The organism is Halobellus sp. EA9 (assembly GCF_051195055.1).
GTDB classification, from domain to species: domain Archaea; phylum Halobacteriota; class Halobacteria; order Halobacteriales; family Haloferacaceae; genus Haloquadratum; species Haloquadratum rubicundus.
In genome coordinates this window covers 1-24,071 of record NZ_JBNTJW010000014.1, presented here as the reverse complement: position 1 = coordinate 24,071, position 24,071 = coordinate 1, and the positions used below count along the sequence as shown (strand labels likewise).

The window sequence follows — 24,071 nt, the reverse complement described above, 5'->3', positions numbered from 1 at the left end:
AGCTACCCACGACTGAAGTCCTGTCTCTTACCCACAACTTGAGTCGATAGCATGAACTGTCCCAGTGGCGAGACAAGACAAATATCTATAATTCTACGGTTTCACCCGCCGTAGGGCGCGATTCCTGCGGTATACCCAGAGTAGTTTGAACACCCCTGTGGCCGGGAGCCGATCGCGTTTCGTCTCACCGGTTCTTCTAGTCTCAGATCGCTGCCGAGAGCAGCCGAAATGCTGTTCTAGTACACCCCGGACTTGTGGGTAAGAGACAGGCCTCTAATCGTGGAGGGCGCGGCCGAATACCGCGCCCTCCTCGATAGCATCTTCACGAAGTTGACCGACCAGCTGAGTTTCGCAGGCTCGTGGATCGAAAATCACCTCGACGGATTCATTCAGAAGTTTCGTTAGTCGCTATAGCCGTGGGGGGATGTCAGTCCAAGAATACGCCTCAAATCGCCCCGGTTCCAGATGCTCGCGGTAGCAAGATAGCAGCGAACTGGCAGGGCCAAAACGGATCTACTTCACGCGAAAGAAGAGGACGTGGTTAGTTGTTCTGCTGGTACCAGTACGCGCCGACCGCGATAAGGGCGACAATGACAAGGATGACGATCAGGATGCCAGTGAAGCCACCATCATCGTCCGGCTGCGGCGTCGGTGATTCAACGTCTGGTTCAGGCGTCGCCGTATCGGGTTCCGGCGTCGCCGTATCAGGCTCGGGCGTTGCCGTGCCTGGCTCAGGCGTCGCGGTCTGCTGTTGGTACGTCACGGCGAACGGTGAGAAGCTGTCGGTCTGAGCTTCTAAGACGATCTCACCGTTGCTCGAGACGACTGTTGTTTCGAGATCTCGCCACGCACCGTTAGTGTAGTGCGAGATGGTTAGCTCCTCGGGACTAACACCGTCGGGAAGTGCTGCAGACCGCAGCGAGATTTGGACTGTGGCAGTCCCGTCGGTGGGGTTCGGTGCCGAGATGTCAACGGTTGCAAGGCGCTGTTGTGCTGGTTCCGGTACGCCGTCTGGCAGGTCGGTGATTTCTTCGACAGTCACATCTCCGCTTGCGCCGGGGATCGTCAGCTGCACTCGGCTGATGCCAGCACCGTCCGTCAGGTCAGCGGTCGCGGAGCCGTCGGCTCCGAGCTGCGTAGTGACGCGGGCGGGCGCGCTCGGTGAGCTCACACGACGGTCATCGTCGTCATCTCCAGTGGAGCCACTGGGTCCAGACGGTCCAGAGGGACTGTTGATGTCGATCGTCACGTCCTGACTCGTTCCACCGAGTTTGACTGTGAGCGTCCGGCTTCCAGGCCCGGTCAGGGTCACAGTCAGCGATTCCGTCGTTGTTCCGCTTGCAGCAAGGTTGACGGTCGTACTGTTCAACGTCGCCCCGGTGCTGTTGACGACCTGCAGCGTGCTGGAGCCGCTGATCGTCCCCGTGTTCTGCACATCAGCGGTGATGGTCACGTCGGTCGAATCACCGCTTGCGAGCGTGCTCGGTACATTGCTTGCCGAGGCGGTCCCGCTCACGAGCCCGAGTCGGGCTTGGCCAGCACCGATCGCTAAGTCGTTGAAGCTATCGATCGTCGCGGAGTACGCGTACGCCGATGCGGTGTCGCGGCTGGGGGCACGAGAGGTAGTGAGTGCCTCGTAACCCGTCCCGTTGTACTGGTACAGTGCAATCCCACTCTTCGTGGTCCCCAGCGATTTGATCGTGGCTTTCTCCACGCGGAACTGAACCGTTGTCTCGTTGTGCTGTGACGGATCCAGGTTGTCCGTGGCGATATCGAGGTACTTGACCGGCTTGATCGGTCTACTACTTGCGATAGTCGTTCCAGCGGCTGCAGCACGTTGACTGAACGTCATATTGAAGTCAGTCACCACTGAGTTGAGCCGTGGATCTATTCCAGCGATACCGGTCTTCGGATCACTACTGGGCTTGTACTTCGGATCCAGACTGGTTACACCGTTGTAATCGAACGTGACGCTGCCGTACCGGATGATCACGACGGTGCGGCTGTTTGTTAGTGAAACAGACTCTCTGGACTGGCGCGGATCGTTCGTCGTCACCAGCAGTGACGCAGTCTTCACACCACCTGTTGTCGGTGAGGCTGTGATCCGGATCGTACTGGAGTCACCTGGCTCGAGGGTCGAACTCCCAAGGGTAGTGACGCTGAACTCGTTTGCGTTCGGCCCGAGGAGCGTCAGCGAATCCAAGCTAATGTCGGCCGTCGCACTCGGTTGGTTCGTCACTTCGAGCGTCTGGGAGGTGGATTGCCCGACACGGAGCGTTCCGAACCGGACGACGTTGGCGATCTCCAGATCCGGCGTTTTACTCCGCGCGGTCATACTGACGTCAACACTCGTCTGATCCGTATCGTTAGTGCGGACGGTGAGGGTGGCAGACCGCTGGGTCCCTTGCTTCGCGGCAGTAACGTTGGATGCCGGTGTGTACGTGATGCTCACGGTCCGACTGCCTTTCGCCGGGATGACAGCGTTCTCAGTATTGACTGAGAACTGGCCAGAGTTACTGGCGAGGAGGATATCACGGACGTTCAGCGGAACGTTACCGGTGTTCCGGATCTCGACAGTTTCACTGCTTGAGGTACCGATCCGCGTTCGGTCGAACGTGATCTGTTCACGCGAGAGTTCGACGTTCGGCTCGACACCGGTTGCGCCTAGTGAAATGTTCACGTCCGAGGTGCTCTGTCCTGTGCTGATCCGGAGTTGCGCTGTGAGGCTCCGTGCGACGGTTGGTGAGGCGCTCACGTTGAAACTTTTACTGGCGCCTGGCGCGAGGCTCGGCGTCCCGAGTCCAGTCACATCGAATGCGGACGAATCTCCACCGCTGATAGTGACCTGCGTCACGTTCAACTGGGCGTTCCCGTCGTTCGTGAGCGTCAGTTCTTGCTCTTCTGTCGTGTCGACCTCCACTGCGGCGAAATCAACGGTGGACTGGGAGATGCTTGCGGTTGCTGTAGCGCCGTCACCAGTGAGTGAGCGGGTGATCGTTCCCTGTCCAGCATCGTTCGTGTCGAACGATAAGGTCCCGCTGAATGATTCTACCGCAGTCGGGCTGAACACGACGCCAAGCGTCGTGGATTCCCCGGCTCCGATGCTCTGGGTTTGCTGCCCGCCGAGGATCTGGAACGCATCCCCGGATGCGGAGATGTTATCCAGAACGAGCGTTGCTTCCCCGTCGTTCTGTATGGTGATTGTTTGGGTCGCTGAGCTACTCGTGCCGACTTCTCCGAAGTCTCCGGAGAGATCGCTCGCTATTGTGACCGACGGAGCCACTCCGCTAGCCTCAAGCGTCACCGGATCGACATCATCGGTCCTGTTGGTCGTGATATTCAGCGTTGTGGTGAGCGTGCCAGTGCTCGTCGGCGTCGCCCGCACCGAAACCGTTGCGGTTTCACCGGGCACTAGCGTCCCTGTGAAGCCAGTGAGGTTGAACTGAGCGGCGCTATCCAGTGACGTACTCGTCACGTTCACCGGTGCACCGCCCTCGTTCGTGATCTGGACGGTCTCGGTGGCTGACGTCGTTCCGGTTCTGACGTCGCCGAAGGTGACCGTCGAACGGTTCACGGTTGCGTCCGGCGCGGTTGCCGTCCCGACAAGGGAGACGTCAACTGACGGATCATCCGGATCGTTCGATTCAATCGTCAGCGTGGCTGTGACTGTGCCGCTGTCACTCGTATCCGGATTGAACTCGACGACTGCGTCTTCCCCAGCTCCTCCGGGCGTACTGCTGAGGGTGAAGGCATCATTACCGCTGATCGTCACGTTTGTGATGTTCAGGGTCGTCGAGGCGAGCCCGGTGTTCTCGATGGTTGTGCTCGCGGTTGTGGTAGCGTCAGTTTGATTGTTGACGTAGCCGAACGCCAGCGACCGATCGGTCACGCGAATGTTCGGCGGGACAGCGTCACCTTGTAATGCTGCGGTGAAGCTACTCGTTCCACCTTGGTTATTGGTGGCATCGATTGAGAGTGTGGCTGTGTGGCTGGCTGCCGCACTCGGCGTGTACTGCACTGAGATCGTGGTGTTGGCGTCTGCTTGCAGCGAGCTCGGGACTCCACTCACGTTGAACTGACTATCGTCAGTTCCGCTCACACTCACCTGGTTGATGTTGAGACGAGTGTTTCCATCGTTCGTCAGCGAGATGGTTCGATTAACGGTCGAATTAACGCCGGTCGTTCCGAACGCTACCTCTGAGTTGTTTCCGACTAAGTTCGTCTCGATCCCGTCACCGTCGAGTTCCACGGTTTTCGTCGTGGTACCGGACACAGACGGGTCGTTCCATTCGAAGGTCAGGTTGGAACGGTTCTTGGGACCCTTTGTCTGCGGGTTGAACTGCACCGGGATCCCCCGACGATTACCAGCGTCAACGACTAGTGACGAGATGGTCGGCGAATACGGCGTTCCGAGAGGACCTGAGATCCCGATGTTGGTGAGTCGGAGAGGCGCGTCGCCCTTGTTCGTCACCGTGACGAACTCTGTGGACGTGCCTGCGGTCGGAACCCCACCGAAGAAGAGGTCAGGCGAGCCCCCTAACGACGGGGTGACGCTCAGCCCGGGAGCGGTCGGCGTCGCACTGACTGTTAGCGTCTGATTGTCAGCGCCGCCATCAGGGACGAACGTCAGGTTCGCTGACGAGGAGGCAGCGGTCTGTGTCTGGTTCACTTCGACCGTGACCAGCGTCTGGGCACCAGGTGCCAGAGTAGCAACTTCTGTCTTGTTGCTCGGGGCGTCAAAGTGCAGGCCGTTCGTCGAGCTGTTGTACGTCGCATTCACCGTGATCGATTTCGTCCCGGTGTTTGTGAGGACGACGTCCACGGTGGTAGTGTTATCGACAGCTAACTCGCCAACGTCCACGTTCGTTGCGCTGAGCCGCAGTTCACCTTGACTGACCGTCCCGGCGAGGCTAATGCCGACAGTCCGCTCGAACGTGTCGTTTGTCCGTAGCTGCAATACGTCCCCGAAGCTCGCCGGGAGCGCACTTGTCGCCGGCTCGAACGTGACTTTGTATAGTTCACTCTCTCCGGGTTGGACTATTGTCGTCCCGGTCTTGTTCACGGTGAAGGCATCTTCAACGCTCTGCGGTGTCACTTCCAGCGGATCGTTTCCGTTGTTCGTGACGTTCACCGTCTTGTTCACCGGGAGGTCCCCTTCTTGCAGGGAGGTTCCGAAGGAGATCGCCGTCGGTTTTACTGTTACGTCTGGCGCCACGCCTTTCCCACCGAGATCAACCGTCCGGACCGGGGTCCCGGGGGTATCGGTTCTGAATCGCAGGGTTGCACTCGTTGAATCCCTGACCGTCGGCTCGAAAGTCACGGTTACTGTCTCTTCACCACCTGCCGGCACCGATGCCGGCAGACTCGATGTGATCGAGTACTGGTCAGCGTCAAGCCCCGTGAATCCGAAGCTACTCAGCGCGATCGCGCGCCCACCCGTGTTGTTGATAGTCACTGTCCGTGACTGCGAGGCGGTGATTGGCCGCGCATCGCCCGTCGCCGGGTGAGCTGTCACGTTCCCGAAGGCGTTCGTCAGCGTGACGTTAATCGGGTCCGTGACGTTCACCGGTTCAGAGTCCTTCTTGAACGCGGTCGCGGTCGTCCCCGTCTTAGTGGCTGTTGCCGTGAAGTTCCCCGAGACCGGAATCGTCGTCTGCACTTCACCGTTCGATCCCGTGTTGAGGGTCTGCCCAGCCACTGTTACTGTCGCGTCCGCGGGGCCGCCGTCGCTGCGCGTCACGTTGAACGTTACCGTATTCCCGATCTTGACCTCAGCCGGCGATGGTGACGTCGTCAGATTCAGACTCACCGTGGTGTCCGACACAGTCACTGTACCGAGCTGCACCGGCGTCTGCGTGTCATCGGTTTCGTACGTGACGTCGTACGTGCCGGTCTCTGTGATATTGAACGTGAAGCTCTTCGTTGTTGTATTCCCGTCAACGGGGATTTTCTGTGACTTTGGCTCCTGATCCTCTACGCTGACGGTTACGTTCTTCTCCCCGGCTTCCCCATCCGAGACACGGTCTGTTACCGTCACGTCCACGGAGAACTGATCGGACGCGTTGACCGCACTGGGTACGTTCGTATCGGTGATCGCAACTGCGTCGGCGACAAACACCGTCCCGGCTTCGGTGCCATTCACCGAGAGGATGCGGACGCCAGTTACATTCAGTTCTGGTGTGAAGGTGATCGTCTTCCGTTCACCGGGGGCTAGCGTGCTCGTCTCAATGGTCGCTAACGTTTCACCAGTATCAGTATCGTTGAGAGAGAATGTCGCGTTCCCGCTACTGCCACCAACGTTCACGATGGTCGCGTTAACCGCAACTGACTGCCCGGCGAATGCTCGACTCGTGTTAACGGTCGCGCTCGAAACGACGAGGTCTGCCGGTTCAGTGATTTGGACGAACTCACTGTCCCGCGTGAAGTACGTCGTCGTGTTCGGTTCTTTCACAGCCGTGACGGTTCCAATCAGGGACGAATCGAAGGTTGTCGTCTCCTCTCCGTTTTCGACGGTCAACGCAGGCCGGTCTGGGAATCGAACTATCGCATCGACAGGCTCGCCGGAGGCCGTCGTGACGTTGAACGTCACTGGCTCGCCGATAGTCAGGGTACCTCGCACGTCGAGGTTAAGATCAGCACGCCGACGGGTCACGATGATCTCGCCGCCATCAGTATCGTCGACAGCGACCGTCCGAGTCCCCGGGTCGTTGAACGTGAACGAACCGAACGAGATCGTATGCTGCTCACCTGCAGTGTAGTTGAACTTTTGATTGTCACCGAATGCGGACGTGCTGCGGGCTATCGACGTCCCGGAGCCACCGATGCTGAGATTCAGTATCCGTGTGATACTATCGGTATAGTTCAATTGCACCGTCCCCGTGTTTTCGACAGTCGCATTGACCGTAACACTGCTACCGACTTTGGGCGACCGATCAGTAACGGTGATATCGACAACTTGCAGCGCCGACGTCACCTGCACTGTCCCAGCTGTCACCGGATCTCCAGACGCTTCTGTGACCTCAAGTGTTCGAGACCCGGTCGTCGTGAAGCTGGTGTTTAGCTGGTAAGTCTGTCGCTCGCCGCCGTCGAGATCCACGGTTTGATTCGCACCGGGGTTTTCCCGGCCGATAATCGATATGTTTTCTGTCGCCGGGGTTTCGCCGGTGTTCGCCGCGAGGACTTCCACGACCGCATCTTCGGTGCGGCCCACCTCTGACGTCAATACCGACGCATCCAGTATCTGGATGTCACCAGGTTCCTGCACGTTGATTCGGACTCGACCGGGATCAGCGATCGCGTCCGTAACTCCCGTCAGGTCGTGGTTTGTTGTCGTGACATTGTAAGTTCCTGCCGTATCGAACGTGTAAGTTGCCTGTCCGTTTGTCGTGTCTACGGTGGTAACTTGCCCATCCGGCGCCGTAATTTCCAGTGTCGCTTCCAAGTCACCGGTCTCGCCCGGTGCAGTAGCAGTGAATTGAACTGCATCTCCGGCTGTTACCGTCGTATTATTGGCTGCTAGGTTGACGTTATAGACCGGGGTGTTCGTGACGTTGATGACGTTCGTTCGGTTCTCGTCGAGAGCGGTTTCTCTGTCAATCTCGAGATCATACAAGCCTGTGTCTCCAAGTCCAGTGAAATTGAACGTCTTACGTTCTGTTTCACCCGGGCTTGGTGAGAAGGTTTTAGACCCAGTGCTTTGGTTCGTACTTCCGTTTCTCAGTATCAACTGGATGCTGTCACTGTCATAAGCGTCACTCAACTCCTGAGACCCGGTGTTAGTTATGCCGATAGTGATGTTGATCGGCTCATTGGTGTTGACAAGACGTGCTTCCGGCGAGATTTCTGTAATCTGTAACGCCGGCTGCACTTCCACCGTGCCGAGCGTGATATTGTCCGTACTGTTGGCGCGCTGAACTGTGAGAGACCGTATTTCCGGCAGCACGGGGTCAATTCCTTGGATCGTTCCGGCAAGTGTCACCGATCTCGAACCGCCACCCGAGACCGTAACGGTCCGATTGGCGACCACGACTGGACTGCCGTCCGAATCATTTGCCAGCAGTCGAACAGTCTCGGTGCTGTCAACCCCTCCTGTATTTTCGATCGTCGTGTACGCGACCACCTCTTGGCTTGTGATTACGCTGTCGAACGGTGTAGACGCACTCGCAAGCGACACGTTCGCCGGTTTTAGCACCGTGAACTGTTCAGTATCGTTCTCAAAGCTAACCGCGTCTGTGTCGCTCTTTGTGGCTGTGACTGTGTACGTTCCGGCTTGTTGACCGCTGAAGTTGTAGGTTCCCGGTTGATTGAGGCTGATCGTATCTGAATCGACTTGCAGCGTTGCATCTACTTTAGCTCCCGTGTCCTGACGCCTGACGGTGAACGTCACGTTGTCACCGGGCGCCACCTCACGTGGACGAATGCGGAGGTCCAGTGCCACTGTTTTGGGTGCAACATCAATTTCTTTTGTCTGTCCCCCAAGAGTGACCGACCTCGTCCCTTCACTATCGTAACTAAACGGCCCGAAGCTTACACTGTCATCATACGACTCACCACTGACAGTGACATTCTCCGTATTGTCGAAGTCATCGGGCAGCCCGGTGATGTTCACTTCGATCGTCCGCGTACTCCGCCGGTTGTTCGTGACGTTGACGTTTACGAACAGTTCCTGACCGACTGCCGCGGTTTGGTCTGAGATCGTAAAGGAGAATTCGGTTGGTTCACGGACATCGACACTGGTCGTTTTTGAAGCGGCTGTATCCCCCGTAACGGTGAGTGTCTTCGTACCTGTATTCTCAAATGACGCTTGAAGCTGTAGGAGCCCTTGCTCTCCTGGGTCAAGCGTAAGACTTCCACTATCTTCTGTTTCGTTTGCGCTTTTGAGCGTTAGTCCTTCCTCGATCGTACGGTCAGTCGGGTTATTCACCCTTACGTCTACCGTGACCGATTCGCCAGGTGTGATTACTGAATCGTTTACCGAGACCCCAGTAATTTCCGCGCCTGTCTGTTCGGCTAAGTCAATGGTCCCGGTGTTCGTGCTGATTGAGGATGCGTTGTTCGCTGGCTTGGAGAGGACGATGTACTGATACGTCCCATTTTCGAACCCGGATTGTGTTTCAACGGTAACGGTCGCGCTTCTGTCTTCATTTGTCACGCCGGTGACTGATGCGTTGATCGTTGTCGAATCACTCGCGTTCAAAGGATCAGTCGCCGGGGATGTCGTTTCTAAGTCTTCGGCCAGACGATCGATAATAGCTGGCAGTCCGACGGATCTCGTGACGCGTCCGTTGGATAGTTCGACACCGTTGATCGTGATGCCATCCTCAACATCAGCGACGCCCGCTGCGTTCACGATCGTGTGCTCGATTTGGCTGTCTTCATTCAAATCGAACTGCGGGCCGAGTTCGCTTTCGTTGACGACGAGATAGAACCGGGAGTTCTCGAACGTGTCTTTCTTGTACACCGCGACAACGTGCGTCATCTGGCCGTCTTGGCTCGCGTCGTACGATCCTGACGTGTCAATTTGGAAGGTCAGGTTCTCGCCGGCGGTCGGGGTACTCGGTGGGGTTACTGTCGCTGGTCCTTGCTGGACGGACACCATATCAGCGCCGACGAGCGCGACTGTTCCGTCGACACTTGTGATGTTTCCGTCCCCGCCGATTTGGAACCCGTCTTGTGTCCCGTTGTTCGCAACGGCGTACACGACGTACTGCCCCGGTTCGTCGAAATTATATGATTGATTGAACGTACCCCCGTCCAGCGAGACGTTATTAGCGATTACTTCGAACGTCGCGTTCTCGTTTGCAGCGTCGATACTGCCGAACAGGGTCACGGCGTCACCGTAATCTTCGGGGAACCCGTTGCCGCTCCCCGTTAGTCGAGCGGCGATGAAATCCACGTTGTCTTCGCCGGCGATCGTGTCGCTCACGCCGCTTCGGGCGGCATCATACGAAATCCTAATATTTCCGGTGTTGTGAACGCCAGCCGGATTTCGCTCGCTGTCGAAGGTCGTAACTAGAGGGGCACCACCAACCCCATCGTCCTTGTCAGAAAATTGTTTGCCTTCTCCCAGCGTCTGCAGTTCGAGAATATTCGGCAGCGGGACTTTCGTTGCTGCGTCTGTGTCGTTGCTTCGTAAGGGGAGGAATGCGCGCTTCCAGACGACGACTTGTCCATCTTCGGTTCCTTTGAACAGTGAGTCATCACTCAGGGTCTGTGTTGGGTTTTCGAGCGGAGCAGAGTCTCCCCCAGAAGTGGTTGTTTCCTGGGCCGCGGCCATCCCGACGGCTCCGAGTGGTAGACTGCCTAGTACTACGAAGAGTGTCACCAGCAATACGGTGATCCGGTGGTGACCGCGTCTTATCATACGGCTACCATAAACCCCCCACTATGTCAAAGTTCGGGTCTCCAACACCTCCGCGGTAAGAGCTTCCTACTCAAGAATCGAGTGATAGAGATACGAGCGCATACCCCCGCCTTCCCGTGAGTGACGAGTGTTCCGACGCGGCCGTGGAGGAGGTCACAAATTGATAACACCCTTCTCTGGAACGCTCATCCCGACACATCGTAACATAACAGTTTCTCGAACCAGCCCCATAGTGAGTTGAGTTTCAGGGCAAGGAAGTTGAGATACTTCTATAGGTGATGCTTCGAGACGCCACGGAACTTCGCCAGCCACTGCCGAAGGAAGCTGTGGCAGTTCTCGCACGTGTTTGTGTGAGCATCGCCGATGACGTAGGTATCGGAGTGGGTGACGGCCACAAGCTTCTCCGCGACGCCGAAGACGAACACAGGATTCGGCGTCTCGGGTTCGTGAAGAATCTCTACCGAGGCGACACGATTGCGGAAGCTGCCGACCGTGAACCAGCACATTATTGATGAGAGAGTCCTGTGAGAGTTTTGAATGCTTCCGTGGGCCCACGCAGCCACCGGGTATATCCTCTATGCGCTGTACACCCGACGGCGGTACGGACACCACCCGGTTGGCTTCGCAGTGCTCGCTGCAGGGTTCGGCACGCAGATTCCGGATCTGATCGACAAGCCGTTGACGTGGACGCTACCAGTACTGCCGTATGGGCGAAGCCTCGCCCACTCAGCTATCACGCTCGTCGTCGTGCTCACCGTCTTGTGGATCAAATTCTCATACGCAGACCAACGACAATTGACGGTCGCGTTCGGACTCGGTTACGCCTCGCACCTGTTCGGTGACGCAGTCGGCCCAGTTCTTAATGGAGACTGGCTCGCGTTAGGGTACCTCCTGTGGCCAGTCACACCGGTTCCGGAACCGCACACCGAGAGTTTCCTCTCGTTTCTTACCGCCTTGGACCCAACACCACTGATGCTCGCCGGTTCCATCACCACAGTTGCAGGGATCAGTCTCTGGGCGTCCCACGGATACCCAGGTGTCGCTGACCTCCTCAGAGACCCACACCCCGACCCGGAGACTGGAACCGAGACAGACCCAGGTCGTGTCAAGTAGTATATTGATCGGTCGACAGAGTCATACCAACTAAGTACTACTATGAGAAATTGTGTCTAAGTTGATGCGACTCACGCAACCAACTGATTTCTTGATTTTGGAGGCGCTTTCCGATGGTAAACGGAATACAGCACCGAACATCGCTCATCAAATCAGTAAGAAACGCGCATACGTGAATACACGGTTACCCCATCTCTGCGATCATCGATTAGTCTCAAAAGTTGGGGTAAATCCAAACTCCGGGTTATATAGAATCACGCCACTCGGAGTTGCAGCCGTCGAAAACCGTTCACTCTACGACTCTGATAGAAGCGAGTTCGAATCGGCCGTCGACGACCTCGCAGACCGCATTACGATAACAGGACCAGTAGTCACAATCGATTAACAAACAGTTGGCTATCAATATGACAAGTCAATAGTATTTATATTGTCGGTGGCAGCCAATACCCCATTCCACCGCGGGCTCACTTCTTCCCAACCCGCTGATCAGTGTGTGAAAGCGCCTCAGTCGCCATGTCTGCCCGCTCGGCGGCTTCGATATGTTGGTATGCCTGGCGCACCTGTTCTTCCGAATTATCGAGGAACCGCGCCGCGGCCGCGTATCCGAACTCTCGGACGAGGACCTCGCCCATCCCCCGACGGCCACCGTGAGGTGCAAGGTAGTTGTGGCGGTCGTCGTCGACGTCGATTCCCGCCTGGTCGGTAAGCCGTTTCAACATTCGCCGAGCTCCATCAGTCGTCAACGCCGGCGGGGCATCAAGATCATACTCGGCGGCGGCCAGCAGATCTGACCACGTATCGCGTACTGCCTCGATCTCGTCGGCGCTGAGGCTGGCGTCCGTGAGCGCCTTTTGCACGTGCCGTGAAAGCGTCGGTCGGTGCAGCGTCGTGAACACTGGCCAGTCCGTTGGCGGGCCGAGCAGCTGCTTGTAACGCCGGAGAGGCCCGATTACGGGTTCGGGGAGCGAGGCTTCCTTCCATTGCTGGTTTTTTCGGTAGACAGTGGCGCTGTGGTCCGTGAAAGAGACGTCCTCCCAACGCAGACCGTCACGACCCGCGCGATCGTCGTTCGGATCTCGGAGAAATTCCGCCGCGCGTAATCCCGTGTAGGCGAGTAAATACGCGAGCGCACGCTCACGACAGCGTTTGATCGCCTCGAAGCGAGCAGCGACTTTCTGTTGCCACAGCTCGCTATCAGGATCCTCGAACTCGTCGTAAGGCACCTCGATGTCGCCGAAGGTGTCGATGGCGGCGCTGGCTTGTTCGTCGACGAAGCGAGTGAGCAGATCTCGATCAGCACTATCCCACGCTTGTTGATCGCCAGGTCGGCGGTCTGTGCCCTCTGGAAGTGGGTCTTCGGCGTCTGATTCCCGGGCGTAGTGCCGTGAGATATACCCTTGCCCGTGGGCCCACCCGCACCACGAGGCCACATACGCGTAGTAGGTCTGAGTCGTCGAGTGCGAGAATCCCGACCCGCGCAGGTAACGAGCATAGTCGCCGAAGACGGTCGCGTCCAGATCGGCAAAGGTGACAGGGTCATTCTCGACGATCCCCTTCCAGGAACTCGGTGGATCTGCGTTCGAAGGGTCGGCAGTGTTCCCCAGCGCCCAGCTGTGAAAGCGGTCGAGTTCGCGCTCAGCGTTGCGTCGGTAGTTTCCACTCTCACCGCCGTCGCCTTTCCCCTTGTCCGTGAGGAATTTCTGGAAGGTGTCGTGGATCGGCGTGTCGGCGCTCCGACGTCCACTCATCGGCAGAGGTATGGTTCGCGCATCGTTTCTGATCTGGTTCGTTCGGGGGTACGGGGAGCTCTCTGAAAAACTTACTCGTGATTACTGAGGTAAGCAGTAGTAATAGATATAGACGAATTCTGAGCTTTCTCAGGCCAGCAGGTCCGTATATAGTGCTCTGAGAGCCTAACTCCGGGATAGGTAGATAAATAAATCATATATCGCTATATGTAATTTTCACCCACCTATTCGAGATTGAGGTCTGCTAACCGTTAGTTCTTCATCAGCGGTATCCAGCCGCGTGATCCAATCGAGACTATCGAAGTCGTCATCAAACGAGTAGAGATACTCGACACCGGTACGGCGCATATACGCGGCGATTGTCGCATCCCCGAACGACAGGCCCTCGTAGGTCTCGAAGAGTTCGACAGCGCTGGGGAAATCTTTCTGGGGTGCGTTCAGTATCTCGAACCCGGCAGATTGGTTTAACCGTTCATACGTCTCTACAGCCTTTTGGTGGCGTTTGCGGTCGTGTATCCAGTTGAGGGCTTCAAGGACGATGTAGTTCGTCACTCGTCCGGTCGGGAGCTCTCCGTGGTCCATCCCTCGGACGATCTCCATAGCAACGTCGTGGTGTTCATCATCGATGTCGGCCATCCCGATCAAAACGCCTGTATCGACGACTGCAACCGCCATCAGTAGTTTTCCGAGAACGCGAAGTCATCCTCGTGTCCGGCGAGATCGTGGGTTTCCGACCCGCCGCCACCCATCGAAACCGGTTCAAAGTCGTCGAACGCGCCGTAGCGCTGTTTGACGACCTCAACCGAGAGATTCCCCTCTTCGTCTGTCTTCCACCGGAGCTTGTCGCCCGGCTCGATGTCGAGCCGTTGGCGGAGATCAGCCGGGATCGTGACCATACCCCGGTCGCTGACTTTCGTTTCCTGGGGCGTTTCTTCAGCTGCCATAGAGAGACGTACAGTACGCTCTCGTATACATATTGACCTCCTCCCGCGCCTAAACAGTAGTTGCTGAAGTGGGAAAGGGGACAGCCTCGGTTGATTCTCTTACTGTCTCTAAACTGCGTGCACTTGGTGTACGGAATTCTAATTCGCGCCCGTTCCATCGTCGCACCGCTATTGTACGTGATTCAGCAACTATTGTTCAGCCGTGGGAAATGTCAACAATTATATACAGAAGTCAAATCCCTTATATCAACGCAGTTGGACAACCGCGTATGGTCTATCGCTGGCGGTGTCGACACTGTGGGTTCTCCTTATGGGCAGCCGGCCGGGAGCAAGCGGCCGGATCAGTGAAAGCCCATCTATTCACCCACACTAAAGACAATATCAGACAACAGGATTTCAGTTACAGGTGGTCGTGTCCATACTGCTCGGCAGAGGGGGACAAGCACGAACGAGAGGAGGCGGTCGTCGAATTCAAAACCCACCTGTTTGACCACGCCGAACCCCAACTCCAATCCGGTGTCCACCTCGCTGACGATATCGACAGAACGGGGAGTATCTTGATCAAAGCGCCTCTTGAGAGTACGGGAGCCAACGGTGCCCGAATCCACCTGCTCACGCCAGCGAAAGTGTATATCTTCATCACAAACGAGCCCCAAAAGCGGGTCGAACTCATTCGAAATGAGTTCACTGAGTGGCCAGCCTCAACGATCATCATCACGACGAAATCACAACCACTCTCGGACGTGGAGGGCATCAATCTCGAATCACTCCCGTTGGAGGTCGTCCATCTAAACAAGCGCCTCGGCCTTGATAACCTGGGTGAGACCGTCTCGCGCGTGCTCAGCGAACACGAATCAGCGGGCAAGATCTCCCTGGAGTTCGATATCCTCTCGGAGATCGTCACGAAGTTCGACGTACAGGATGCGCTGCGATTCCTCCAAGGGTTTACGTCACGATGTGAGCGGTCGAACGTCCTCACACACTATTATGTTAATCCGGCCGCACAGTCGGAATCAGTAATGAATTTGCTCGAACAGCTCTTCGATATCCAAGTTGAGGCATCGGGGTTAGTATTCGAGTCACCCAGGTAAGGTGTACCGACCCGCGGATCAGTCGTTCTCGTGTCGTTTCTGTCGGGTGTAGTCTGCGGGATCCTGAACGTAGGTATATTCGACGGACGTCCGGACGTTCTCGTCGACTCGTTCCGTGTCGATCCGATCAAGCAGTGCTTCGGCGCGTCGTTTCGCCTCCGGTGAGGGGGTTTGTCGCTGAACGAACGTGAGAAGTCGGTCCTCCAGCGTCGTACTTTCCAGTTCGGCGAGACTCGCTTCAGCCTTGTCGGCGAGCGGTTCGACATCGAGGACATCCAGTAAGATACTGTGAACCGTGTCGATATTGTCGGCCTCGGGTGAAATTCCACGTCCCAAGATCCAGATAACGGTGCGCTTGACCGCCATCCGTGTCGTGTCGGAATAGATCTCCAAAAGCCGCTGGGTCAGTTCGGTATCGTCGATCGTGGTCACCTGACGCGTCACAGACTGCCGGATGTCGTCGTCTGCAGCCGTATCTGCGATCAACAGTTCGATCACCGACAGCAGAGCCGCCTGTCGGACCTCCGCCGAGTCATCTGTGAGTGCCGCACCGAGAGCGTCGAGCGGTTTTGCGTTTTTGAGTTGGCCGAGTTCAGAAACGGCGATTGCCCGGACCTGTTTGTCGTCCGCTCGAGCGGCTGGAATCAGTCGCTCAATGGCTGCAGTTGTCCCGATCATCGCCAGTGTATCCGCCGCCGCCCGCTGGACGATCCGCTCGCTGTCGGTGAGTCGAGCCGCAATCGGGTCGATCGCTCGTCGGTCGCCGATATGTCCGCACGCAGTGATCGCCCGCGCACGGACCCGCGGATCCAAATGGTCGAATGCATCAACCAGGTACGGGACCGCGTGTTCGTCACCGATACGGCCGAGGGCTGAGGCGGCGACCAACTGAAATTCGACGGCGTCAGACTGCAGCCACTCCACGAGCTTCTTCCGCGTTAGCCAGTCCGGTGTCTGCTCAGCGTCAAACTCGTCGATTTCGCTGATCAGTTGGTCGATTGCCTCCCGACCGTGTCGGTCCAGTGAACTGATCGCCCGTGTACGGACCGCCTGGTGGTCGTCTTCAAGCACAGCGGTAACGAGCGCGTCGATAATTCGGGTTTGCGTGCTGCCCTCGGACCGCTCTGCCAAGTCACCGAGTGCTTCCGCCGCATTTCCTCTGGTTTCTGGATTCTCCGAGTGTTCCAAGTAGCGAATGAGCTTAGTGACTTCGCCATCTCGGACAAGCTCGTAGAGACTCAGGACCTCGTCATCGGGGTACTCACCCATAATCTATCTTAGTGAAATCAAGAAACCGTGACAGTATAGATGTTATCCCTACTCATCCCACGATGTCGTCGCCCCCGTGTGACAGCGCCCCAGTATTGCTCAGAGCACGAACGCACCAACAACCCACCCACGACGGTCTCAACGAACACCGCCCGGACGACCGCAACGGCGAAGGGGGTGGGTTGCTGGGCCGGAGACCCGAACAGGAACACCCGCTCGGCAGTTCAGAGTCGCTTGAGGGAGCTATGCCACCACCCCTCACGCGGTATACGTGCTCCGTAAGTTGTACGATGAAGAGCGTATTCCCTAGCGGCCGGCTAGCGACGGGCACGTGACCTCAGCGGCCCCAAAATCGGATATAGCCAATGATTATAGCTATGAAATATAGTTGATCGGTATAGCTGTACAAAATAGCTATAATTAATAAGTGGGTAGAATACCTATAGTGAATAGTCAGGGTGTCTGACTTAGATTTATATTCATAGCATCGGACTATGACATATATGCTAACGTATGCACCGGTGTCAGAGGCTGGCGGCGTTGGGAAAACGACGACGGCTGCGACGCTGGCAGTAAGTCACGCTCGGGCCGGGCACGATGTGTTGGCGATTGATATGGACACGCAGAATGGGAGTCTCACGTATTTGTTTGGACCGGAGTATGACCGGGGTGACCCGGATATAGATAACTTGGTGCGTCACTTGGTAGGGCGGCCGAAAGGGTCGTTTCACGAACTCACGCACGAAGTTGAAGCGGGTGTAGAGCTGATTCCGTCACACAATATGTTGGAAGATCTACACGAGTTCCTATTGAACGAGAAACAGCAAGCGGGGAAGCTCGGTGAATCGTACAGTATGTATCATCAGCTCCATCGAGTGTTGCGGGATGCGAACGTGCGCGATGAGTACGACGTGCTGATCGTTGATTCTGCGGGGAAGGCAGGCCCGATTCTCTACAACGCACTCGTCGCGGTGCGGAATGTTGTAATCCCGTTTGAAGCGACAGCAAAAGGCCAAGAGTCGATCGATGGGCTTGACGACCTCGTAGATGGGCTGGAGGCAAACATAGGGGTGGATGTTGGTGTGTTGGCTATTGTCCCACTCGGCTACAAGAACACGCGGGATCAACGCGAGGTCCTCGGCGGGCTGCGTGATCAGGGGTTCCCGGTCCCGGTCGTCATCGGTGAGCGGAGTTCGCTGATGGAAGGCTGCTGGAAGCAACAGTGTAGCCCGTACGCGTACGTTGAGAAGCACCGTGATCGGAAACGGGAGTATGAGTTGGATACGCTCGATCAGTTTGATGAGCTGGCTCGTCACTTAGAACACGAGGTTGGGCTAGAACCAGCGGAGGTGACCGCGTAATGGGGCTTAAATCCGGGTCTCGGGACGCCGGGTTAGATGAGTCAGATGGTTCTGATGAAAAAGAGGACGTGGTCTCAGCTGAACCCACGGAAGGAAATGATGACGACGTGGGGAGCGAGTCCCAGCGTGAATCTAGCTCGGACCACGGTGACGGCGAGATGGACAGGAGTGGTGAGGGAACGAAAACGGATTCGACCGATCGGCCGACGATGCAATCGATTCCGTACAAACAACGTCGTGAGAAAGTGAACGAGGGGCGAGAGCAAGTCCCGTTCTTCCTCCGTGCAGACGTTATTGAAAAAGAAAGTGAATTACAAGACACACTAGAAGATTCGCTCGGGGAGAATGTCTACAAGTCGGATTACCGTGAGGCCGCAATGGTCGTCGCTCAACGTAACCCCGAGCTTGTTGCAGAAGTCCTCCGTGAATGGGGGTACGATCTCAACTCAGTTTAACCAACACTCGTCCTGTGTTGGTTAGTAGTGAGAGAAAAAGAATCGAGACGAGAGAACTAGCATCTCCCCCACCCCTCGTTCAGAGTGAAAAGGGATATCTACGGAGGACTCTAAACTTCGATAACACCCCTTATTCAGAGTGATAACTACGGGTTTTAGCGTTAGTAAAGCCTGAATTAAGACTAGATTGCCGATTTAGTATATATAAAAACAGCTAGTTTGAAAGGTCGGTTCCCGTCGTTGCTGCCCTAAAAGTACAACTATGCAGGGGGAGAATAGGTTTTCACTCTGAACGAGGGGTGGGGGAGTAGCCAGTGCTACCAGGGTTTCTGGATTCGTTTTCACTCTGATTGAGCCCCCGTAACCTTATTACGAGTGAGTGTTACTGGATGGATATGGGCCAGGAGGGGGAGGACACCGCGACTGATCCGTTATTCGCAGACCAAGACCCGATTTTCACGCGGAAAGAACTCCTTCACGTCGGGCACGTACCGGACGAAGACCGGATCGTCGGTCGTGACAACGAGATCGAATCCGTCGCTGAAGAAACCGGGGCGATTGTCCGCGGAGATCCCCCAAATAACGTGATGATATACGGGAAAACCGGGACAGGGAAGAGCCTCGTATCACGGCACGTTGCCTCACGTGCACAAACCGCTGCAGAATCCAACGGCGTTTCGTGTGACGTTGTCTATATTGACTGTTCTGAAGCGGATACTGAAACCCGTGCCACGCGGCAAATCGCTATCACACTCAAACGGCAAACGTCGTACGAACAGCACATTCCGACCCGCGGCGTTGGGACGATGGAATACTACCAGCATATTTGGCGGATTCTCGATGCACATCTCGATGCGGTTATTGTAATCCTCGACGAGATCGATAAGCTCGACAACCCGAATCTACTGATGCAGCTCTCAAGAGCCCGTGAAGCGCAAAAAACTGAGTGTTACATCGGGATCATCGGGATTAGTAACAAAATCCAATACAAAGAGAAGCTGGACGAACGGATTGATTCTAGTTTTGGGCATCGTGAGTTGTTCTTCCATCCGTACGACGCGACGCAACTCCAGGAAATAATGCGGAACCGGAGCGACGCGTTCCAGCCTGGCGTGTTAGCATCCGGAACAATCGAGTTGTGCGCCGCGTTAGCGGCGAAAAAACACGGTGATGCCCGGAAAGCTATTGATATTCTGAAAGAGGCCGGTGAGTTAGCGCGGCGGAACGGTGACTCGAAGATCACAGATGACCACATTCACCGCGCGCAGAACGTCGCCGAAATCAACCGGATCGAAGAACTCACCAGCGGCGGCACGGTCCACGCGAAACTCGCTTTGTACGCGTTGGCCAGTCACGTCATTACTGGGTCGAAAGATCAGTACACGACCCGTGAAATCTACGAACGGTACGAACAAATGTGCGAGTTAGCCGGGTACGACCCGGTGACCGAGAACGGTCTTTACAAGCAACTCAAAGAACAAGCGTTCCTCGGCGTAATCGAATCCACTAAAACCGGTGGCGGACGCTCGCAAGGCAGTTACCTCCTCCATAGACTCGTCACCGATCCGAAGCACATCGTGAAAGCTGTTCGGCGCGACTCAAGCTTAACTATCCTCCCGTCGCTGGATGCGCTTGAAGATCTCGCAGCAGTCAGTACTGATGACACCCAGAAAACTCTCGACACAATCTCGTGACCCCAGTAACTCTTCGCTGACGAGGTAACTTGTCAGCTGATACAGTCTGAACGAGGGGTGACGTAGCCTCGTCGATAATCATATATTTCACTGTATCGACACGAACTTTTTGTCAGTCAATACAGTCTGAACGAGGGGTGGGGTGATCTTGTCAACGAATACAGTTTGAATCCGGAGTGGGGCGTTTTTGTCAGTCAATACAGTCTGAACGAGGGGTGGGGTGATCTTGTCAACAGATGCAGTTTGAATCCGGGTTGAGGCGTTTTTTGTCAGTCAATACAGTCTGAATTAGGGGTGGGGATGGTCTTGTCAACGAATACAGTTTGAATCCGGGGTGGGTGGACCCCGACTTGGAAGTCCCGGCCGCCCACTTACGACCAGTTCAGCGTCAACTTGCGGTGACCGAATCCACGCCGCGAATTTCCAGGCGTGTCCCGCCAGTCGCGCTATCTGTGACAATCACTTCCCAATCGTGAGCGTCAGCGACGTCGTGGATGATCGCCATTCCAAGTCCAGTCCCGTCGGTGGTTGTCGAGAACCCTGGCTCGAAGACTTGCTCACGTTCTGCCTGTGGGATCCCTGGTCCGTCGTCTTCGATGAACAGCCCGGTCTGATTGGGGAGATCACCGATTTTAACGGAAACGTCAGATCCTCCGTGCTCTATCGCGTTCCGGAACGCGTTCACAACGAGTTGCTGAAACTGGCTTTGATCAGCTTTGATTACCTGATCTGTGTCGAATGTGAGTTCTGCTTCGGGAGTCTTGACTGTATTCCAGCACATTCGAGCGACCTCGTCGACGGACACGGCTTCAAGCTCGGTTATCTCTTTGCCAGCTCTGGCCAGGGTTAGTAACTCATCGATCAATTCTTCCATTCGGTCGTGTGCGGACGCGACTTTCTCGATGTGTGGGCTCTCATAGTTGTCTCTCACCAGTTCCAAATACCCGTCCGCCGAGTTCAGGGGATTCCGCAGATCGTGCGAAATAACTGAGGCGAACTGGTCTAACCGCTCATTTTGCTGTTCGAGGCGTTCTCGTTGTCGCTCACGGACTGTCACGTCTGACACGGCGATGATCAGCCCGCCTCCTTGCATTGGTATCTCCGCCAATTGTGTCACCTCGACACTGTAGTACCGGGATTCCTCGCTTGCGGACGACGTGACTGTAACAACCTCTCTCCCAACAGGATTTATTCCGACGAACGCAGCGATTTCTTGCGGGACGACGTCGTCAAACTCCCTCCCGACCACGTTACCTTCTATATCGAACAACTCTCGACCCGCTGAGTTCAACTCGACGATACGCCGCCGATCATCTAAGACGAACATTCCGTGGTTGATGTTCTCGAACACGGTGCGGAGAGTGACTGGTGTGACCTCTGTGAAGCGGTACCGAAACATAGCTACCCACAGCGCTCCGGTCGTGCCTGCCAATGCAACCGGGGTGAGATCTGCTGTCATCAGCTGCAAGGCGTGCGGGATGTTCGCTGCCCACGGCGCAGCCACAGCCAAGAGAATTAGGATGATTTGATTCCGGTACAAGTCTTGAGTCGCCCGCGCATACCGAATTAGTAACCCGGAGCCGATAAGTAATAACGTGTACGTGAACACGACGAAACCCCAGAACCCTGGTCCGGGTGTCGTTGCGATGTCGGCGACGACAGGTGCGTCGTACTGAATCCTGGCCCAGTATAAATTATGCAGCGGGTTCGTCCACACGAGTGCTAAAAATAGCCCGCCAAGTGTTAGCAGTCCACCTTTCACGACAGACGGGACACTACGAGCGGTTGTGTACTCGACAGCAAGATAGACGAACGTGATCGGTGCCGCAACCATCCCGATATAGGAGAGTTGAAGCCATCGCAACTCAGCGAGTGGCGTGGTTGCAAGCACAAGGCCGATCGTTCCGAATGACCATACGATTGTTGCGACAGCCATCCCGGCCAGCGGAAGAGCTCCTTTCACCGACCGGTTCATCGTCGCTCGGTACGCGACCGTTGCACTCAGCGCACACACCCCAGTCAGCACAGCCACATACGTCACTTGTAGCATCCAACAATCAGTTTGTATTGTTTCGGATGAAACACTTATTATGTTTCTGAACGGGCATCATATATGAGAATTAGATATCAACTACCACCCTCACTTCGTCTGACGAATTTGCTCGTTGGTGCCTCGAAGTCTTGGCTAGAGATAGCGGGATGTGCCTCCGAGCCACTGAGAACCCTATGTTGGCAGATAGTCTAAGATATGCACTGATCCTATGCTCACACCCTGTTCAACATATAGTTTAATATATCCCGAAGCGATCTCCGACCCCCTCTTATGAGGGTGGGTGTTCAATTGTCGATATTCTGTTGAGTGAGCGGGCTTCCAAAGTCACCACCCTTCTGGTGGCTCAAAATATATTACCATAATCCAGATGGGGACTGTCCGACTCCTGACCTTCTCAATAAGTCCTGAGCAATATCCTTAGTGTACCACTCTTGGTGCTTCATAAGGGAGTCAGCGTCGTCACCGACCTTCTCTCCTTCTACCTTCACAGAAATACGAGGAGGAAGCCCACCGCTTGAGCCGTGGGAGGAATCCGACCTCGCTTGAACGCGAGCTTGAAGTGCTCTCTTTGGTTTTCAGGTATTTGTCTCTAAGCGGGAACAGGCGGGTGTCTCGGGACTTGACCCCGAGGCGATTCACAAGAATGAACACAAATTCATCCAGTCTATCTCTCCGCTGAGACGGCCGATTTCTGTCAGAGACCAGCATCAAATCATCCGCTCCACTCTTCATTCTTCACTAAACACGAGCCTCGTCGCGTGGGGTGCTCTTAACCGGCTTCAGACCGTGCTCGGTGTATGACCAGCGGGGACGATCACTCGGACGCCGACCGCATCGCCCTCGGTCTTGCGCCACTCCAAGGCGAACGGCTGTACGACCTCGGTGACCTACGGCGCGTTCTCGACCGGCTGGGACACGACACGGACGATGACATCCCAACGACCTTCTGGGACTACGTGGAATGGCCGTGCCCGATGGACGACTGCGATGGCGGCCTCCGACCAGTCAATACTGGCGTGTGGGGGCTTCCAGCTGACCCGAACGACCTCGACGAAAGCGTAGACTGCGACGATCCAGAACAGTATATTCGACTGAGTGAGGCCCAGAAATCGACGGTCCCGGTAGTTGTCTGCTATGACTGCGGCTCGGTGTTCAAGGCCAACTTCCGGCGGTTGCGCGACTCCGAGGAGGACGCCGCAACAAGCCTCTCGGATACGAATGAGCGCGTTGCATCCGAGTGGGGTACTGAGACAACGCCGTTCGACAGGATTCTGACTGTGGTGAAGGGAACGTATGAGGCCCAGCCGGTTGATGAGATAGCTGATCGAGCCCGCACTACACCCACGATGGCGCGGAATCACCTGAACCGACTCGCGGACCTTGGCTACGTTGAGGCGGTCACCACTGAGCAGACTGATACACTGTATCGGTGTTCGTCGGAGGCCGTTGCTTTCCACGAGGCCTGTCGTATCTCATCGGAAACTGATTCCGAGACGCTTGATAAGCGCATTGCGGAGCTGCAGGAAGAGCTCCAGCTGTATCAGGAGCGGTTCGGCACGGAGTCACCCGAGGAGGCGGCGACTATGGACGCTGACGTGAACTGCGAGGCGCTCCGCGAGTGGCGAACGACGCGTCGGGATCTCAGGGTTACGCAGGTCGCACTCGCGCTCGGTAAGGCGGCGGAGGTGGTCCATCCCGAGAGCGATGATTTCTACTAGACCGCAACAGCGAACCACGAGGATTGGACGGGTACCACGCCGACCGACGTAGGCGAATCTTCCTCCGGCAGCGACTCTATTGACGACTGATAAATCGACCGACGAACGGCGCGTTCAGTCCGCGTTTTGTTCGTTTTTAGTGAACAGAGATCGAAAGTTAATTTTTGCTCAGTATTATTAAATATCTCAGTCAGCGAGATCGAGCTCGACTCGTTTGGCCGCGCTGAGGACGAGTCCGGGGAGGTCCTCTTCGAGGCGCTTG

General features: G+C 56.1%; 12 protein-coding genes and 2 pseudogenes. 7 read left to right on the top strand and 7 right to left on the bottom strand.

Annotation, left to right across the window (positions count from 1 at the left end):
• Nucleotides 1-270: 270 nt before the first annotated feature.
• Nucleotides 271-405, top strand: a pseudogene (locus ACQUQ0_RS15525) (IS630 family transposase); the annotation flags it as partial.
• 136 nt (nt 406-541) lie between these two features.
• On the opposite strand, the gene ACQUQ0_RS15520 reads toward ACQUQ0_RS15525, so the two are convergent.
• Both ACQUQ0_RS15520 and ACQUQ0_RS15515 read right to left on the bottom strand, forming a co-directional pair.
• Nucleotides 542-10,363, bottom strand: a complete 9,822-nt coding sequence (locus ACQUQ0_RS15520) for a choice-of-anchor D domain-containing protein (protein ID WP_435186440.1) — start codon at nt 10,361-10,363, stop codon at nt 542-544.
• Between the two features lie 185 nt (nt 10,364-10,548).
• A pseudogene (locus ACQUQ0_RS15515) lies at nt 10,549-10,758 on the bottom strand (IS1595 family transposase); the annotation flags it as partial.
• A gap of 142 nt (nt 10,759-10,900) precedes the next feature.
• On the opposite strand from ACQUQ0_RS15515, the gene ACQUQ0_RS15510 reads away from it, so the two are divergent.
• On the top strand, nt 10,901-11,476 hold the full coding sequence (locus ACQUQ0_RS15510; RefSeq protein WP_435186438.1) for a metal-dependent hydrolase: 576 nt from the start codon (nt 10,901-10,903) through the stop codon (nt 11,474-11,476).
• A 464-nt stretch (nt 11,477-11,940) separates the two neighbouring features.
• Here ACQUQ0_RS15510 and ACQUQ0_RS15505 read toward each other — a convergent pair whose 3' ends face one another.
• From ACQUQ0_RS15505 to ACQUQ0_RS15495, 3 genes are all read right to left on the bottom strand, one after another.
• Nucleotides 11,941-13,224, bottom strand: a complete 1,284-nt coding sequence (locus tag ACQUQ0_RS15505; protein ID WP_435186436.1) for a tyrosine-type recombinase/integrase — start codon at nt 13,222-13,224, stop codon at nt 11,941-11,943.
• Between the two features lie 216 nt (nt 13,225-13,440).
• Entirely contained in the window at nt 13,441-13,899 is a 459-nt protein-coding gene (locus ACQUQ0_RS15500) for a type II toxin-antitoxin system VapC family toxin (protein WP_435186434.1), read from the bottom strand.
• On the bottom strand, nt 13,899-14,168 hold the full coding sequence (locus ACQUQ0_RS15495; RefSeq protein WP_435186432.1) for an AbrB/MazE/SpoVT family DNA-binding domain-containing protein: 270 nt from the start codon (nt 14,166-14,168) through the stop codon (nt 13,899-13,901). Before ACQUQ0_RS15495 ends, ACQUQ0_RS15500 begins: the two co-directional genes overlap by 1 nt.
• Nucleotides 14,169-14,437: 269 nt before the next feature.
• On the opposite strand from ACQUQ0_RS15495, the gene ACQUQ0_RS15490 reads away from it, so the two are divergent.
• Nucleotides 14,438-15,259 carry a DUF7504 family protein gene (locus ACQUQ0_RS15490; protein WP_435186430.1) on the top strand — a complete coding sequence of 274 codons (822 nt, stop codon included), beginning with the start codon at nt 14,438-14,440 and terminating at the stop codon, nt 15,257-15,259.
• Nucleotides 15,260-15,277: 18 nt separating this feature from the next.
• On the opposite strand, the gene ACQUQ0_RS15485 is transcribed toward ACQUQ0_RS15490, so the two are convergent.
• The gene (locus ACQUQ0_RS15485) at nt 15,278-16,528 is read right to left on the bottom strand and encodes a HEAT repeat domain-containing protein (RefSeq protein ID WP_435186429.1); all 1,251 of its coding nucleotides are present in this window, start codon (nt 16,526-16,528) and stop codon (nt 15,278-15,280) included.
• Nucleotides 16,529-17,031: 503 nt separating this feature from the next.
• On the opposite strand from ACQUQ0_RS15485, the gene ACQUQ0_RS15480 reads away from it, so the two are divergent.
• The 3 genes from ACQUQ0_RS15480 to ACQUQ0_RS15470 all read left to right on the top strand — a co-directional run bounded on the left by ACQUQ0_RS15480 (nt 17,032) and on the right by ACQUQ0_RS15470 (nt 20,038).
• Nucleotides 17,032-17,889, top strand: a complete 858-nt coding sequence (locus ACQUQ0_RS15480; RefSeq protein WP_435186428.1) for a ParA family protein — start codon at nt 17,032-17,034, stop codon at nt 17,887-17,889.
• On the top strand, nt 17,889-18,344 hold the full coding sequence (locus ACQUQ0_RS15475; RefSeq protein WP_435186426.1) for a hypothetical protein: 456 nt from the start codon (nt 17,889-17,891) through the stop codon (nt 18,342-18,344). The genes ACQUQ0_RS15480 and ACQUQ0_RS15475 overlap by 1 nt, the downstream gene beginning before the upstream one ends.
• 395 nt (nt 18,345-18,739) lie before the next feature.
• On the top strand, nt 18,740-20,038 hold the full coding sequence (locus tag ACQUQ0_RS15470; RefSeq protein WP_435186425.1) for a Cdc6/Cdc18 family protein: 1,299 nt from the start codon (nt 18,740-18,742) through the stop codon (nt 20,036-20,038).
• Between the two features lie 388 nt (nt 20,039-20,426).
• Here the strand turns inward: ACQUQ0_RS15470 and ACQUQ0_RS15465 are convergent, their stop codons facing one another.
• Nucleotides 20,427-22,088 carry a sensor histidine kinase gene (locus ACQUQ0_RS15465; RefSeq protein WP_435186424.1) on the bottom strand — a complete coding sequence of 554 codons (1,662 nt, stop codon included), beginning with the start codon at nt 22,086-22,088 and terminating at the stop codon, nt 20,427-20,429.
• An 800-nt stretch (nt 22,089-22,888) separates the two neighbouring features.
• On the opposite strand from ACQUQ0_RS15465, the gene ACQUQ0_RS15460 reads away from it, so the two are divergent.
• Nucleotides 22,889-23,809: a DUF7342 family protein gene (locus ACQUQ0_RS15460; protein ID WP_435186422.1), complete on the top strand. Its 921-nt coding sequence runs from the start codon at nt 22,889-22,891 to the stop codon at nt 23,807-23,809.
• Nucleotides 23,810-24,071: the final 262 nt, after the last annotated feature.